This is a genomic window from Bacillus sp. FSL L8-0193 (assembly GCF_037976065.1).
GTDB lineage: Bacteria > Bacillota > Bacilli > Bacillales > Bacillaceae > Bacillus > Bacillus paralicheniformis.
The window spans coordinates 3,560,197-3,576,326 of the sequence record NZ_CP150261.1; the positions used below are offsets into that span (position 1 = coordinate 3,560,197).

Sequence of the window (16,130 nt, forward strand, 5' to 3'; positions counted from 1 at the left end):
CCTTTTTTGGTAAAAGTCACTGTTACTTTCATGATAGCGCATCAGCGCCGATACAGGAAATGTTTTCAGCGGGAAGCGGCGCCGAGAATCTGACTTGTATAGCGGCGATATGCCGCCTCCCACGCTTCTGTATCTTCCGGTACATACGTTTTTTGAGGGAAGGAAGTCCTGATCGCTTTTCGGGCGCTTTGAATATCCCAAAACATGTCGAGTGCGATGGCCTGTACGGCAATGTTGCCGATGGTGCTCGCCTCTGACGGTCCGGCCCATACATTTCTGGCCAGTACATTCGCCGTGTATTGGCACAGCAGTTCATTTCGAATCCCTCCGCCCGCCATGTGAAGTCCGTCATATTCTTTTCCTGTCAATGTTTCAATCCGTTCAAGCGTAAACCGGTATTTAAACACAAGGCTTTCCAGCACGCAGCGGATCATCTGTCCGGGCGTTTCCGGCACGTGCTGCCCAGTTGCACGGCAATACTCCCTGATCGCCTCAGGCATATGCACTGGATTAAGAAACATCGGGTCATCCGGGTCAACCGCCGACCTGAATGCTTCCGACTGTCCGGCAAGTTTGACAAGCTCGACGCTCGAATAGCTGATCCCGTCTTTTTCCCAATCCGCCTGACAGCGCTGGAACAGCCACAATCCCATAATGTTTTTTAAAAAGCGGAATGTACCGCCTGCACCGCCCTCATTTGTAAAATTCCAATCGAGCGCCTGTTTTGACATCAGCGGAGTGTCAAGTTCAGTTCCAATCAGCGACCAGGTGCCGCAAATCAAATATGCAAAGTCTTCCGTTTCAGCGGGAACGCCGACAACTGCAGAAGCCGTGTCATGTTCGCCGACGGCAATGACCGGTACGGCAGGCACCGACAATTCGCTGCACACTGATTGTGACAGCCTCCCCGCTTCGCTTCCTGGTTTTGCTATATCCTTCGGAAAAATATTGGCCGGGAGTCCCATAAGGCTGATGAGCTCCCAATCCCAATCTAACGTTTTCGGGTTGAACAGCTGAGTTGTCGTCGCATTTGTAAACTCGCTTTTTTTCTCGCCCGTTAAAAAATAGCGCAGCAAATCAGGAATCATTAAAAGCGTTTCCGCGTGTTCCAACAGCGGAGAATTCGCTTTTTTCAGCGCCCGGAGCTGAAAGATGGTGTTGAACGGCAAAAGTTGAATACCGGTTCTTGAAAACAGCTCTTCTTTTCCAATTTCATTCAGCACCTCCATCATCATTCCGTCCGTGTAAGGGTCTCGGTAATGATAAGGGTTCCCCAACAGCTCTCCGTTACGATCGAGAAAGCCGACATCAACTGCCCATGAATCGATTCCGATACAGCTGATTCGTCCGCAGCCGTTTTTCGCCTTTAAAATGCCTTTTTTGATTTCATGATAAAGCCTGAGAATGTCCCAATAAAGGTGTTTTCCCGCCTGAACGGGCTGATTTGGAAAACGGTGAATTTCCTCCGCTTTGATCAGACCGCCGTCCACATGACCTGCATAAGCTCTGCCGCTCGACGCACCAAGATCAAAAGCGAGAATCGTCACCAGCTTGCACCGCCTTTGCCGCGTGCCAGTATTTTCTCCGCATACCCGCTTTCCGCATAAGCTTTGAGCGGATCAGGCGGGACGTTCATTTCCTCCCGCACGGCGTAAAGGAGCGGTTTGACGTCAATTTCAAATGCTTCGCGGATCGCAGCCTCTGCGGCAAGAACGTCATGATTTTCCTGCGCTTTCTTCACTTCATCGAAGTTGATCAAAAGCGCTTTTGCAAATTGAGTCTGCACATTCATGACCGAGCGCAGTACAGCCGGGATTTTAGGTTCGAGATTATGGCATTGATCAAGCATATACGAAATATGTTCGGCCGTCTTCCGGACATTCGGGTCGGAATCACGGCAGGCGTCCAAAATTTGATAAAAAATGAGAAACAGTTCGTACGGGTTGTGCGCGCCTGCGATCAAATCGTCATCAGCGTATTTGCGGCTGTTGAAATGAAAGCCTCCGAGACGTTTTTCGTCAAGCAAATAAGCGACAATGTGCTCGATGTTCGTCCCTTGGGGATGGTGGCCGGTGTCGACGAGCACCTCAGCCTTCGGCCCGAGCTTTTGCGCCAAATTGTAAGCCATCCCCCAATCCGCCAGGTCTGTATGATAAAATGCCGGCTCAAAAAACTTGTATTCAATCAAGAGCCGCATATCATCTTCAAGCGCTTCGTATACTTCAGCCAGACACTCATACATCCAATTTTTCCGTTTTCTGATGTCGCCCTGACCGGGATAGTTGGTTCCGTCGGCAAGCCAGAGGCTGATTTCCTTGGAGCCTGTTTGTTTTGCAATATCGACGCATTCGAGCAATTGCTCAGTCGCTTTTTGGCGAATGTCCGCTTTAACGTTTGTGACGCTTCCGAATTTGTAGTCATCGTCCTGGAACAAGTTCGGATTCACGGCGCCGACGGCAAGGCCAAGCTGCTCGGCGTGCGCTTTCAGCTTTCCGTAATCATCAACTTGATCCCACGGAATATGGATGGCGACGGAAGGACAAGTTCGGGTTAATTTGTGAACGACTGATGCATCTTCCATTTTTTCAAACGGATCCCTCGGTACGCCCTCTTGCTGAAACACTTTGAAGCGCGTGCCCGAGTCCCCGTATCCCCATGAAGGCGTCTCGATTTTAAGCGCTTTCAATTTTTCCTTTACTTCAGAAAGGCTGATGCCTCTGTCTTTCTGCTGTTCTTCAAATAAAGCGTAAGCCCGGTCATTCATCATGTACACCCTTCCCCCTTGTTTTTAACGGATATGCCATGGTTGACATTAACGCAAGTTCCGGCTGGGTTGTGTCCAGCCGGCTGTACTGGACGATCACAGGTACATCGCTTGCGATCTCGATCGCATAAGGAACATTTTCAGGAATGCGTTCTTCTGCTCGGTGCAAAGAACTTGTGCGAATATGCTTCGTTCTCTTGCCCTGAACCGTCTCGGGAATGCCTTCGAGTGGCGGACGGTCTTCAAAGTATACTGTGATCGCAAGGTTTGCGTCTTCTTCATGGCAATTTAAAACACAAATGGCTTCATGGCTCGTCAAGCTTCCGGAACTTTCCGGAGGAATAAAACCGTCCGGTATGATCCAGTGGGTCTCGCCCTTCATCTCCCTTTTCCCCCTTTGTTTTCTGAAAGGACGGCCGAAGCCGTTCCTTTCCAATTACCTTGAAAATGCGGCCGGCACTCCCCCGTCAACCGTCAGCATGCATCCCGTCGTTTTTGCCGTTTTTTCTGAAGCGAAATAAGCGATCGCTTCGGCGATGTCGGCGGGATAAATGTTGACGGAAAGAGTCGTACGTTTGCGGTAATGCTCTTCAAGCCGATCGGGTTCAATCCCGTAGGCGGCGGCTCTTTCTTCGCGCCACTTGGAGTCCCAGATGGCCGACCCTTGAAGCACCGCATCCGGAAGCACTGAATTCACGCGGATTCCATACGGTCCGCCTTCAGCGGCGATGCATCTCGCCAAATGAACCTCAAGCGCTTTTGCAGAGCTGTATGCCGAAGCGTTTTTGCCTGCATAAACGGAATTTTTCGAGCCGATAAACACCATGCTGCCGCCTGAACCCTGTCTTTTCATTTGCTTAAAAGCTTCTCTGGCGACGAGAAAATATCCTGTTCCAAGTACATTCATATTTAAATTCCATTCTTCGAGAGTCGTTTCATCAAGCGGGCTGGATGTCGCAAGCCCCGCGTTGTTGACGAGAATGTCGATCCCGCCGTAATTAAGGACGATTTCCTCGAATGCCGCCTGAACGTCCTCTTCTTTCGTCACATCCATGCGGACGGCGGATGCTCGTTCCGCACCGTATTGTTCATTAATCTCTGCGGCTGTTTTTTCTGCGCCTTCTATATTAATGTCAGCAACAGCAACATGCGCACCTTCTGAAGCAAGGCGGCGGCAGGTCTCGCTGCCGATTCCGCCCGCTCCTCCCGTCACAAATGCGATCTTGCGGGAAAATTCGGCTTCCGGCGGAGCAAGCGTTAATTTATAAAGCTCAAGCGGCCAATATTCGACATTGTAGGATTCTTCCTCATTTAGAGATACAAAGTTTCCAAGGACTTCTGTTCCCTTCATGACAGCAATCGCCCGCCGATATAAATCTCGGCTGACCTTTGCCATCGCCAGGCTTTTACCTGCTGCCACCATGCCGATTCCCGGGATTAGCATCACGCGCGGCGCCGGTTCAAACATCTCGTCTCCTTCATGCCGGTTTCTTTGAAAATAGGCGGCATACGATTCTTTAAACCTAGCAATCTCGGTTTTGATCCGTTCGACCAGCTTCTCTGTGTCCTGTTCAGCGGGATTCCACGGAATATAGGCAGGCGTCCGCTTTGTATGCACAAGGTGATCCGGACATGCGGCGCCGACCTGTGAAAGCGATGGAGCGCGCCTGCTGTTCGTGAATTCGAGTACATCATCAGCATCGCACCATGTGAGCAGCATGCGTTTCTCTCCGCTGACAGCGCCGCGGATAATTGGCAAGATATCGGCTAAAATCCGTTTCCGGTCCTCCGGTGCAAGCGGCTCGACCATCTGTCCGCCAAACGGCTGATGATCTTCTGAACGGCTTTTAATGTATGCTTCCGCTTCGCGAATCACAGCAATCGTCTGATCATAGCTTTCTTTCGCCGTTTCCCCCCAGGTGACGAGCCCATGCTTCTCCATTAAAACAAGCTCTGCATTCGGGTTGTTTTTCACACCTTCTGCTATCAGCTTCGATAAAGCGAAGCCCGGTCTGACATAAGGCACCCATACAAAGCGGCTGCCGAATATCTCCTCTGCGATCTCTTTTCCATTATCAGCGCAGCAGATGCTGATGATCGCATCGGGGTGGGTGTGATCGACATGCGGAAACGGCAAAAAAGCATGAAGAAGCGTTTCGATCGACGGCCGCGGGTGCTTTCCGTCCATCATGCAATGGGACAAATATGCCGTCATTTCTTCATCGGTCATGCTGCTCCGTTCCATCAGCGGACGAATATCATCGAGCCTCAGCCCGGTAAATTGGCCCGCTGACATCGTCGCCAAGTCCGAGCCGCTGCCTTTCACCCACATCACCTCGATGTCCCTGCCCCTGAAATCCTTTTCCGTCGTTTTCATCGATGTGTTTCCCCCGCCCCAGTTGCAGACCGATCGGTCAGAGCCGATCAGGTTGGAACGGTAGACGAGTTCGTCAAGACCCGGACGCAGCGATGCAGCCTCAGTTTCTGACCATAAATATTCCACCATACGTATCACTCCGTTTTTGTTTGTTTATTTTTGAATATGTTTGTTTAAAGAGTAACACATTTTGTTTTGTTTTGTAAGCGCTTTTTCCAGAAGCCATTTTATGATAGAGCTGTTTCAATCGGTCTATAAATAAAAAACCCCCAACAGCAGGCAGCCGTAGGGGGGCAGGAATGTGGAATGTTTTAACCTTTGAAAATAAAATGTCAGATTTTAAGAAAGCGCTGGCATCATGATGATGACGCTTTTTGTCCCGCCGGCTAACCGTTTTGGGAACATATTGATCCACAACAAACGGTTGAAAATCGGCTTTTAATCTTTTAATATATAAACTCATGTTTTTTAAAAGGAGGGGTCAGGATGAATAAAACACTGCACGCACCAGTCAAACTGATCATCGCAATTTTTATGATTTGCACATTTTCTATCGGCTTTACAGAGTACGTCGTTATGGGTATATTGACTTCCATTTCAAAGGATCTCTCTGTTCCGATTTCATCTACCGGCTTATTGGTAACGGCATATGCGGGAAGCGTTTGTCTGACGGGGCCGATCGTCACCATATTGTCGGTCAAAATGCCGCGAAAACCGGTATTGATCGGCTTGATGAGTGTGTTTGTACTGTCGAATGCGCTCAGTTTCCTGGCGCCGAACTTCACCGTTTTGTTGATCTCAAGAATCCTATCCGCTTCCATTCATGGCGCATTTTTTGCAACGACGATGGTGTTCGTCAGCGAAATGGTACCGCCCGAAAAGCGGGCCGCCGCTGCCGCTTCAATGAACGGCGGCTTGACCATCGCCCTGATGCTCGGCGTTCCGTTCGGTTCTTATTTAGGCGACCTTTTCAACTGGCGGATCGTTTTTCTGATGATCGCATTCCTCGGATTGATCGGCCTCGCCGGCATTTGGCTGACGGTGCCGCACAGAAAACCGAAAGTCGTCCCTAAATTGATCCATGAATGGGATGTGTTTAAAAATAAACAAGTTCTTTTCTCTTTTGCTATCACAATTTTCGGCTATTCAGGTGTATTCATCGCCTACACGTTTATTGAACCGATGCTGCGGCATTCTGCCGGTTTTGGCAGCCTCGGCATTACAGCCGCCCTTTTCGCCTACGGATTTGGCGGAGTCGTCGGCAATTTCTACGCCGGAAAGGTGCCGTTTCACCTGTTAACCCGCTCCATGATCGGCGTGATGATCGCGCTCATGGCGATCCTTGCGGCCTTCCCTTTTGTCAGCGGACACCCTGCCGGCGCCATCATCGTGACGTTTTTATTCGGAGCCGGCGCTTTCGGAACGGTGCCCCTTTTGCAAACAAAGGTCGTGGCTGCGTCTGAACACGGAACAACGATCGCCACCTCTGTCAGCATCGCTGCATTTAACTTGGCCAACGCGCTCGGCGCATGGATCGGCGGACTCATTCTTCATGCATCAGAGTCCTACACATACCTTGCCACAGGCGGTGCGCTTATGACCATGTGCGGACTGACGCTGACGATGTTCGCCTTTGTGTCTGAGAAAAGACAAGTGAAAGAAGAAATGTGGAGAACGGATCTGTAATTAAAAAAGCTGCCCGGTTTTAAGACCTGGCAGCTTTTTTGTTTGGTTCTTGCAGCGTCTTTGTCTGAGCTGCTTTCCGCATGATCGCGATCATCAAAAGGGCGGCCGCGGCATAGACGATGCCGAAACAGCCGAAAACGAAAACAGAAGATGACATTCCCAATAACACGCCTGATAGAACAGGACCGCAGGCCATTCCCGTATACCTGATAAAATTAAACATGCCCATCGCACTGCCGCGGTTCTCATCAAATTCATTTGCCATCATCGTAGAGAACAGCGGCGGGATCAGCCCCATCGTGACGCCGAAAAGAACGAGGGCCGCCGACAACGCGAAAAGTGAAAACGAGTGGGTAAAGCCAAAACAGACGACGCTGCCAGCAGCGGTCAGATTGCCGATCAGAAACAGGCGTCCGAGCGACAATCTCTTTTGTATCCACTTAAACAGCACGCTGCCGGCAACCGTACTGACCGCTATCGGCAAATACAGCAAGCCGACGATCTGCAGATCAAGGTGATAATGATCAGTCAGCAAAATCGGCAAATATACGATCACTGAAAAATAAATAAAGAAAAGAAGATAGCTTAATATCAAAACGGCATTTCCCGTCCTGTTTTTGAAAATATCCTTATAATGCGACAACAGGCTGCCCGCGCTGAGATTGGTCTTTTTCTCCGCATGTCTCTGCGGAAAGCAAAACGCATTTCCGAAAAGCAAAAGAACAGACAAGACTGTCAAAAACCAAAAAATTCCCGGATAATTATAGCGCTCCCCGATAAAACCGCCGAGAATAGGCGCCGCTGCCGGTGCAAGGGAAAGCAGCATTTGATAAGTCCCCATCGCACTGCCCCGCTTCGTTCCCTGGAACAGAGATCCGATTGTGGTTGCCGCAATTAATGGAAGCGCTGCCGTCCCTAAAGCCTGCAGCACCCTAAAAAAAAGAAACAGTCCAAAATCCCTTGCGACGGCGCAGCCGATTGTAGCAATGACCGTTACGATCATGCTCGCCATCATCACAAACCTCGATCCTTTAAAGTCGACAATTGAGCCGACAATGATTTGCATCACAGCTGTAATGAAGATGAACAGCGAGACGGACAGGTTGACCATCGATACGGAAACGTGAAACGAATCTCTGATTAACGGAATGATGGGTGAATAAATATTTTGATTCAACGATGCGAAAAAGGCGCTGATACACACAAAATACATAATGAAAGAAGCATTTAATTTCATTGGTCTCATGTCAAACCGCCTGCCTTGTTTTTGTTTATTCGTTAACAACTCCTCTAATATCGTTCACTGGTTAACAATATTAATTGTAGATGACTCCTTTATCAATGTCAACGAACATTTCTTACTGCAGCTTTAAAGTTTTTACAAATTTTTTACTTATCGGGTTTCTTCACTCGAAAAACGCCTTAAAAAAGGTTCCTTCTGATCAAAATTCCTCAGATTCACAAAAAACGTTACGAATATTTTCATATTTTGAATTTGATTTGTGTTGACAACTGGAAAAGTTAGGGATAAAATGACTATTGTTTACTAGTAAACTTTTATGCTGTATCTTGTCTGATTTTGAGCTCAAACTCTTGCTCTGCTTTAACTATTGAACAAATGTGATACCCCTTCATCATGACCCGCACCATCGCTGTATTCTTCTCGATTCATCGTGAAGTTGAGACCAGCCTATTCCCAGCTCGATAAACCGCACGTATCCCATCATTGATTGCAAAAGAAGTCATTCTATGTCCGTTAAGGAGGAAATCAATGACAGAGCTTACAATGGAGAGCAAACACCGGCCATTCAAAACTGAAACTCTTACCCGAAACTGCAATGAAATACTAAAACGCAGACGCCATGTTCTCATTGGCATCAGCCCGTTTAACAGCCGATTTTCCGAAGATTACATTCATCGGCTTATCGGCTGGGCCGTCCGTGAATTTCAACATGTATCCGTGCTTTTAGCCGGAAAGGAAGCAGCCAACCTTCTCGAAGCGCTCGGCACCCCGAATGGGAAGGCCGAACGGAAAGTCAGGAAAGAAGTCTCACGGAACCGGAGATTCGCTGAAAAGGCGTTGGAAGCGCATGGCGGCAACCCCGAGGCCATTCATACATTTTCCGATTTCGCGAACCAGACCGCATACCAGCGTTTGCGGATGGAAGTCGAAGACGCCTTTTTTGACCAGCCGCATTTCCGCAAAGCCTGCCTGGAGATGTCGCATGCGGCGATCCTCGGACGGGCCCGGGGCATTCGGATGGATGTCCAGGAGGTCAGCGCCGCCATGCTGGAGCTGGCTGTTGAATACGTCATCGCTGAACTTCCGTTTTTCATCGCCGCCCCTGATATTTTAGGCGTCGAAGAGACGCTTCTTGCTTATCACCGTCCATGGAAGCTCGGCGAACAGATCTCCCGTCATGAATTTGCCGTCAAAATGCGCCCAAATCAAGGATATCTTATGGTTTCCGAATCGGACGAAAGTGTGGAATATAAAAGCATGCAGGAGGAACGAGTATGAATCAATCGCTAAAAACATTCAGCGTGTTGTCAGAACAATATCACGAGAATCCGTATCAATATTTCTCATACCTTCGGGAATCTGATCCCGTCCATTATGAAGAATCGCTAGACAGCTATTTTATCAGCCGCTACCAGGATGTGCGCCGCGTGCTCCAGAATCAGGACGTCTTTACAACGAAATCGCTCGCCAAACGGGCCGAGCCCGTCATGCGCGGACCTGTGCTCGCCCAAATGAAAGGCAAAGAGCACACGGCGAAAAGGAGAATCGTTCTGCGCCGTTTTATCGGAGAATCCCTTGATCACCTCACGCCGCTCATTAAAGATAATGCACAAAGGCTTTTGGCCCCTCATCTGGAGAAAGGGCGGATCGACCTTGTCAATGATTTCGGCAAAACGTTCGCCGTTTGTGTGACGATGGACATTTTAGGTTTGGACAAGAGCGACCACCAAACAGTGAGAAACTGGCACAGCGGCGTCGCCGATTTCATTACCAGTTTGAATCAGGCGCCTGAGGACCGGGAGCATTCCCTTAAATGCAGTGAACAGCTCGCTGAATATTTGAATCCGATTATCGAAGAAAGGCGCAAAAATCCCGGACATGATTTAATATCCATCCTTTGCACTTCCGAATACGAGGGAGTAGCGATGTCTGACCGCGACATCCGCGCGCTGATTCTCAATATATTACTTGCCGCCACGGAACCGGCGGACAAGACGCTCGCATTAATGATTTATCATTTGCTTCATCATCCCGATCAAATGAATGACGTGCTGGAAGACCGCACGCTCCTGCCTCAGGCCATCGCAGAGACGCTGCGCTACAAGCCGCCGGTGCAGCTCATCCCGCGCCAGCTTTCACAGGACGCGGTGATCGGCGGAGTCGAGCTCAAAGAAGGGACGACTGTATTTTGCATGATAGGCGCGGCAAATCGCGATCCTGAAACGTTTGAGGAGCCAGACGAGTTCAACATCCATCGCACCGACCTGGAAGTCAAAAGCGCATTCAGCGGCGCAGCCAGGCATCTCGCATTCGGTTCAGGCGTCCACAACTGTGTAGGAGCGGGGTTTGCGAAGACGGAAATCGAGCTTGTCGCAAATATCGTCCTGGATCAGCTGAAGAATATCAAGCTGGAGGAAGACTTCGTTTACCGTGAGAAAGGCCTTTACACACGCGGCCCCGTCTCGCTCAACATCAGATTTGATACGAAACATTAATCTTGTGAAAAAGCCTTCTCCTCCCGAGAGGAGGCTTTTTCAATTGCCGCCTCACTGATCTTCGCCAGCTCTTCAAAATCCTCCTTCCCTTCGATCGCATGTGAAAGTTCGTGGCATTGAACGATTTTAAAACCATTCATTTTAAACATCGCGATGATTTCAATTCTCGCCCGGTCTCCGTTTGTTTTGACAACATTGACCGTATACCTGACCGCTGCGCTTTGCAGTCGCTCGTCAAACAAAAACTCATGAAAGGGCGACACCGTTATGGTGCGGGCAACCTTTTTCAGCGTCCTCATGTGATCTTTAAACTGCACAAGGTCAATTTGACTGCCGTCGGTTACTTGAACATAATTCTCGCTGAAATAATCGGGAATTTTTTCAGTATTCATTTCACTCAAGATGTCCTGATACATGCTGCTTAAAAACTGTTGGGCTTCACTTTTATTCATTCGCTGCTCCTCTTGATTAAATGTGTTTTGACCATTCGTTTAAAAAGCGGATGACGGTTTCCAGCTCGGATTCGGAAAACCGCTCAAACAGCTCGATATAGCGCTGCTTTGCAATTTCGTGCATCCTGTCATGAATGTCGGCCAGTTTCTTCCCCTCGTCTGTTAATCTGTAATACAATTCTTTGTTGTTGTTCGGTTTTTTGTGCGATTCGATCATCCCGTGCTTTGTAAGCACATTGACCGCTTTTGTCACTGCCGCTTTTGATATTTGAAGTTTTGCTGCCAGGAAAGCGTTGTTGACGTCTGCCTCGTTTTCGCTGATAAGCGAGATAATGTGAAGCTGGGTCAGTGTCCAATGCTTCCGGATGCTGTCGTCTTCTTGAAAAGCTTCCTTTGCGAGCGCCTGCTGTTCATGCTGAGCCCGCTTTTCTCTTTTGAGAATAAAATCCTGAACGGCTTGAAATGCTTGCTCATACGTCTTGTTTTCCACGATCATCATATCCTTTCCATCATCGTTAACCGGTTAACTATTTAATAGTTTACCAGTTAACAATAATTAAAGCAAGCAAAAAGCATATGATGCAGAAAAGATCCGCAGCATATGCTTCCCTCATACTTGAAGAGATAACACGTGCTTTTCAGTCCAAGCCAGAAGCTTCAGGTCCTGTTTGCGGCCGGCGATGAATGAAAGCCCCAAAGGCTCGCCGTTTTTTGCCGGTAACGGAACGGTGATCTGCGGAAGCCCGCCAAGCCCGGCAATACACGTCAGTTTCATCGTGCGCGCCCTTCTCTCATGTAATTCGTTTTCCGGCAGCCCGCGGAGCGGCGGCGTGCCGGGAGCAGTTGGAATGACGAGTAAGCCGTCTTCCGCGAGCCATTCCGACAGTCTCCTTTTCACCGCTTCTCTTTTCATAAACACATGCTCATGATCGCTTTTCCTAAGACTTGACGTCCATTCAAATCTTTCTGCGATTCCAGAGCCGAACACTGGATTTGTGCGCTCGATCCAAGCTCCATGCTCCTCCCAAATATCCAGACCCTGCAGCAACTTGAACATCTCCGCCCATTCCGCGAGGCCTCCGTCAGCGGCAATGCACCAGTCGAATTCGCCGTCTATCAGGCCTAATGCATGAGCGTATACTTGTGTCCGGTCGCTTTCTTCAAGCAGGCTCCACGCCTCTTTTTCAAAATAAATCCGCTTGAAACAGGCCCCTGCCTCCTCCTGTCCGCTAAGCAGGACGCGGCCTGCCGCATGAAGAATTCCGATATCTTTTGACATCCATCCGACAGTGTCAAAGCTTTTCGCCAGCGGTATGACTCCATTAACCGGCACCTCGCCGTGCGTCGGCCGAAATCCGAAAATTCCGCAGTAGGAAGAAGGGATTCTGACAGACCCTCCGGTGTCTGTTCCAAGGGCAAAATCGGCCATGCCGGAAGCTGCCGCCACGGCCGAACCGCTTGAAGATCCTCCAGGAATGTTGTCCTTGGCACAAGGATTGACTGGCGTACCATAATGGACATTTTCTCCGTCAAGGCTGTACATCAGCTCATCCGTGTGAGCAGCACCTTTAAGCCTTGCCCCTTCACGCAGCAGCAAGTCAACGGCTTCCGCGTTTTTTTCGGCAGGTTCGTGCGTCCTCAGCCAATCAGGATTTCCCGCCGCATTTGTATGGCCTTCTACCGCAAACACATCCTTTACCGCAAACGAAAGGTTTTTCAAGCTTCCTTCAGCTGATGCCGGCTCGACAGCCAAATCCTTGTTCATAAAAGCGCCCCAATCATACTCCATTTTCAAAATCCCCTCTTTTTGTTTTTAACGATAACCGGACACCTCTTCAAATTGAACAAAATTGTGACAAAATCTTCCATTCTCCGGTTGAAAAAGGTCTTTAGGTTTGTTCCTATAGGCAAACAGGGTAAAATAAAGGTGTGTTAATTACATATTAAAAACGAACATGGGAGAGGAGAATGAATGGTGAACAAGGTTCGCACAGGAATATTAGGATACGGTTTGTCAGGTTCGGTGTTTCATGCGCCTTTATTATCTGTGTTAGAAGATTTTGAGATTCGAAAGGTGATGACTTCAAGAAAAGAACAAGTCAAACAAGACCTCCCCGAAACAGAAGCCGTCAGCTCGATCGAAGACATCACAAATGACCCTGACATTGATCTCGTCATCGTGACCACGCCGAGCGGCCTTCATTACGAAATGGCGAAAGAGTGCATCCGCGCCGGAAAGCATGTCGTCCTGGAAAAACCGATGACGGCAACAGCGGAAGAAGCTGAAAAGCTCATCAATGCCGCGAAAGAAAAAGGGGTGCTTCTCAGCGTCTACCACAACCGAAGATGGGATAACGACTTTTTGACGATCAAACAGCTCATCAAAGAAGGGCGCCTCGGAGAGGTTAACACATTCCACGCCTCCTACGACCGGTTCCGGCCGAATGTCAGACAGCGCTGGAGAGAGCAGAAAGGACCGGGCTCAGGCGCACTGTACGATTTGGGTTCACACCTGATCGATCAGGCGCTTCATTTATTCGGCATGCCAAACAGTGTCACCGCTCAAGTGACCGCTCAAAGAGCCAATGCGGAAACAGACGATTACTTCCATGTCGTCCTTCACTATGATCAGCGCCAAGTGATTCTCCACTCGGGTTCGATTGTTCCGGCCAACGGTCCCCGCTACCAAATCCACGGTTCAAAAGGAAGCTTTATTAAGTATGGTATCGACGGCCAGGAGGATGCACTCAGAGCGGGTCAAAAACCTGCAGGCGATGAGTGGGGAGCCGATCAACCCAAATATTACGGGGAACTGGCCACAGTCGAAGGTGACGAGGTCATTAAGGAAACAGTGGAAAGCATCCCGGGTTCATACTTAACCTTTTACAAGCAGCTTGCTTCAAGTATTCTTGAAGGCGGCAGCCTGCCTGTCACGGCTGAAGAAGGACGCGACGTCATCCGCATCATCGAAGCCGCGCAAAAAAGCAGCGAAACGAATCAAACGGTGTTCTTACACAAATAAAATAAAACCGCGGATCACGTCCGCGGTTTTTTCAAAAGGTCCGGCCCAATTCTTTGGCGCGGGCAATTGCATTTCGTTTAATTTCTTCGGCTTTATCCGGCTCTGCATTATGCCCTTCTATAAATAAACCTTCAAATTCCGGCACTCCGAAAAACTGCATCATGATGCTGATATAGCGGTGCCCCATCTCAAGTTCCGCAGCCGGCCCTTCTGAATAGTAGCCGCCTCTCGCCTGGATGTGCAGGGCTTTTTTATCGGTTAACAGCCCGATCGGTCCCTGTTCGGTATATTTAAACGTCTTTCCCGCTACAGCGACCGCATCAAAGTACGCTTTCATCACCGGCGGAAAAGAGAAATTCCAAAGCGGCGTGACAAACACGTATTTGTCTCCCGCGATAAATTGCTCGCTTAGCTCATTCAAACGGCCGACTTTTGCCTTTTCGTGTTCAGAAAGCTGTTCAAATCCCGATCCCGACTGCAATTTTCCCCAGCCGCTGAAAACATCCGCATCAATCTGCGGAATGTTCTCCTTGTAAAGATCAAGATGTATGACTTCATCATCCGGATGAGCTTCTTTGTAAGATTCGATAAAAGCTTTTCCCGCCGCCATGCTGTATGATGCCCTTTCGTCATGCGGGTGAGCGGTAATGTAAAGGGTTTTTGTCATCTCTTTTGCTACCTGCCTTTTTGTATTGTTATTGGATAGTATGGGACGTTTTCAGGCAAATATTCAGAAAAACTCGGCTTATGCTGGAATCATCCGCCGGTCCAAAAACGTATAGCCGGGAATAGCTCGCAGACAGGATGCAAACTTCCCATACGGAAGTTTTACGACGCAGTTTGCACATATTGCTGATCGCCTGTTTCGCATTTTTGCACTAGCTGCTGGATCAAAAGCTTTAATTGATACTTTCGTTTAGCAGTCTGATCGCCTGCAAATACTTTCATTCTGCTTGCAATTTACGAATAAAAAAAGGAACGCCTCGATTTTTCAGGTCAAGGCGTTCCTCCATTCAAAACGAAAGCAGACTCCCTTGCAGGAGCAATGCCATTTCTTAGATGCTTGCGGCATCTTCGTTTTTTAGATGATACTTTTATATACAGCTTTTATGACTGCGTTGTATGCCCCTCTTCTTCCAGCTTTTCGAGTCTCTCTTGCACCTCTTCTTCTGAAAGGCCGTGCTCTTTGACATACAGGTTGCGCGAATGAACCCGGCACTCGTGCGTGCAGCCCCGCAAATAGCGGTGTTCATTTTCTTCAGAGCAGATGATCTGCTTGTTGCATTCAGGGTTGGCGCAGTTGACATAGCGCTCGCAAGGCTCGCCGGTGAAATAATCCTTGCCGACGATGACATGCTCTTTCTGGTTGACCGGAACGCTGATTCTTTCATCGAAAACATAGCACTGCCCGTCCCACAGTTCACCTTGAACTTCAGGGTCTTTTCCATACGTCACAATCCCGCCGTGAAGCTGGGACACGTCTTCAAATCCTTCTTTTTTCAGCCATCCCGAAAATTTTTCGCAGCGGATACCGCCCGTGCAGTAAGTCAATATTTTCTTGCCTTCGAGCTTTTCTTTGTTATCACGGATCCATTCAGGCAATTCGCGGAACGCTTTAATGTCCGGTCTGACCGCGCCGCGGAAATGTCCCAAATCGTACTCATAGTCGTTCCGTGCGTCGACGACAATCGTATCTTCCCGCTGCATCGCCTCATAAAATTCTTTTGGCTCAAGGTATTTTCCCGTTAATTCATTCGGATCGATATCATCTTCCAGACGGAGCGTCACAAGCTCATCGCGATGGCGGACATGCATTTTTTTGAAAGCGTGCCCTTCTGATTCATCGATTTTAAACACCATATCTTCAAAGCGGGGATCGTTTTTCATTTCACTCATATAGCGGTCTGTCTGCTCTACGGTTCCTGACACGGTTCCGTTTATTCCTTCACCCGCCACAAGGATGCGCCCTTTCAGGCCCAAATCTTTGCAGAACTTGAGGTGATCTTCGGCAAATTGCTCGGGGTTGTCGATAAGAACATATTTATAATACAACAATACTCGGTATTGATTTTTCATGATATCTTACCACCT

General features: G+C 48.9%; 14 protein-coding genes. 4 read left to right on the plus strand and 10 right to left on the minus strand.

The features are described from left to right. Nucleotides 1-65: 65 nt before the first annotated feature. From MHH76_RS17950 to MHH76_RS17965, 4 genes are read right to left on the minus strand one after another with little or no spacing between them, the layout of a single operon-like run. A complete protein-coding gene (locus MHH76_RS17950) occupies nt 66-1,547 on the minus strand; it encodes a rhamnulokinase family protein (protein ID WP_025810762.1) in 1,482 nt (493 codons plus the stop codon). Further along, nucleotides 1,544-2,764, minus strand: a complete 1,221-nt coding sequence (rhaI, locus tag MHH76_RS17955; protein ID WP_025810761.1) for an L-rhamnose isomerase — start codon at nt 2,762-2,764, stop codon at nt 1,544-1,546. Before rhaI ends, MHH76_RS17950 begins: the two co-directional genes overlap by 4 nt. Continuing rightward, complete coding sequence (locus MHH76_RS17960; RefSeq protein WP_025810760.1) at nt 2,757-3,146, minus strand: sensory rhodopsin transducer; 390 nt, start codon at nt 3,144-3,146, stop codon at nt 2,757-2,759. Before MHH76_RS17960 ends, rhaI begins: the two co-directional genes overlap by 8 nt. Nucleotides 3,147-3,200: 54 nt before the next feature. Then, the gene (locus MHH76_RS17965) at nt 3,201-5,270 is read right to left on the minus strand and encodes a bifunctional rhamnulose-1-phosphate aldolase/short-chain dehydrogenase (RefSeq protein ID WP_020452961.1); all 2,070 of its coding nucleotides are present in this window, start codon (nt 5,268-5,270) and stop codon (nt 3,201-3,203) included. 357 nt (nt 5,271-5,627) lie between these two features. Between MHH76_RS17965 and MHH76_RS17970 the strand changes: the two genes are divergently transcribed. Further along, complete coding sequence (locus tag MHH76_RS17970) at nt 5,628-6,827, plus strand: MFS transporter (RefSeq protein WP_023856293.1); 1,200 nt, start codon at nt 5,628-5,630, stop codon at nt 6,825-6,827. A gap of 19 nt (nt 6,828-6,846) precedes the next feature. On the opposite strand, the gene MHH76_RS17975 is transcribed toward MHH76_RS17970, so the two are convergent. Continuing rightward, nucleotides 6,847-8,073, minus strand: a complete 1,227-nt coding sequence (locus MHH76_RS17975) for an MFS transporter (RefSeq protein ID WP_025810758.1) — start codon at nt 8,071-8,073, stop codon at nt 6,847-6,849. 525 nt (nt 8,074-8,598) lie between these two features. Here MHH76_RS17975 and MHH76_RS17980 point away from each other — a divergent pair. Together MHH76_RS17980 and MHH76_RS17985 are read left to right on the plus strand one after the other, a co-directional pair. Continuing rightward, complete coding sequence (locus MHH76_RS17980; protein ID WP_025810757.1) at nt 8,599-9,348, plus strand: tRNA-dependent cyclodipeptide synthase; 750 nt, start codon at nt 8,599-8,601, stop codon at nt 9,346-9,348. Then, nucleotides 9,345-10,565, plus strand: a complete 1,221-nt coding sequence (locus MHH76_RS17985; RefSeq protein WP_043054471.1) for a cytochrome P450, cyclodipeptide synthase-associated — start codon at nt 9,345-9,347, stop codon at nt 10,563-10,565. The genes MHH76_RS17980 and MHH76_RS17985 overlap by 4 nt, the downstream gene beginning before the upstream one ends. On the opposite strand, the gene MHH76_RS17990 is transcribed toward MHH76_RS17985, so the two are convergent. From MHH76_RS17990 to MHH76_RS18000, 3 genes are all read right to left on the minus strand, one after another. Further along, on the minus strand, nt 10,562-11,017 hold the full coding sequence (locus MHH76_RS17990; RefSeq protein ID WP_043054472.1) for a nuclear transport factor 2 family protein: 456 nt from the start codon (nt 11,015-11,017) through the stop codon (nt 10,562-10,564). The genes MHH76_RS17985 and MHH76_RS17990 overlap by 4 nt on opposite strands. A 16-nt stretch (nt 11,018-11,033) precedes the next feature. Further along, entirely contained in the window at nt 11,034-11,513 is a 480-nt protein-coding gene (locus tag MHH76_RS17995; RefSeq protein ID WP_223254854.1) for a MarR family transcriptional regulator, read from the minus strand. Between the two features lie 114 nt (nt 11,514-11,627). After that, entirely contained in the window at nt 11,628-12,806 is a 1,179-nt protein-coding gene (locus MHH76_RS18000) for an amidase (protein WP_025810754.1), read from the minus strand. 183 nt (nt 12,807-12,989) lie between these two features. Here MHH76_RS18000 and MHH76_RS18005 point away from each other — a divergent pair, with 183 nt between their 5' ends. Continuing rightward, a complete protein-coding gene (locus MHH76_RS18005; protein ID WP_043054473.1) occupies nt 12,990-14,039 on the plus strand; it encodes an oxidoreductase in 1,050 nt (349 codons plus the stop codon). A gap of 31 nt (nt 14,040-14,070) precedes the next feature. Here the strand turns inward: MHH76_RS18005 and MHH76_RS18010 are convergent, their stop codons facing one another. Together MHH76_RS18010 and MHH76_RS18015 are read right to left on the minus strand one after the other, a co-directional pair. Then, entirely contained in the window at nt 14,071-14,706 is a 636-nt protein-coding gene (locus tag MHH76_RS18010; RefSeq protein WP_020452970.1) for an FMN-dependent NADH-azoreductase, read from the minus strand. A gap of 440 nt (nt 14,707-15,146) precedes the next feature. Next, on the minus strand, nt 15,147-16,115 hold the full coding sequence (locus tag MHH76_RS18015) for a rhodanese-related sulfurtransferase (protein WP_023856301.1): 969 nt from the start codon (nt 16,113-16,115) through the stop codon (nt 15,147-15,149). Nucleotides 16,116-16,130: the final 15 nt, after the last annotated feature.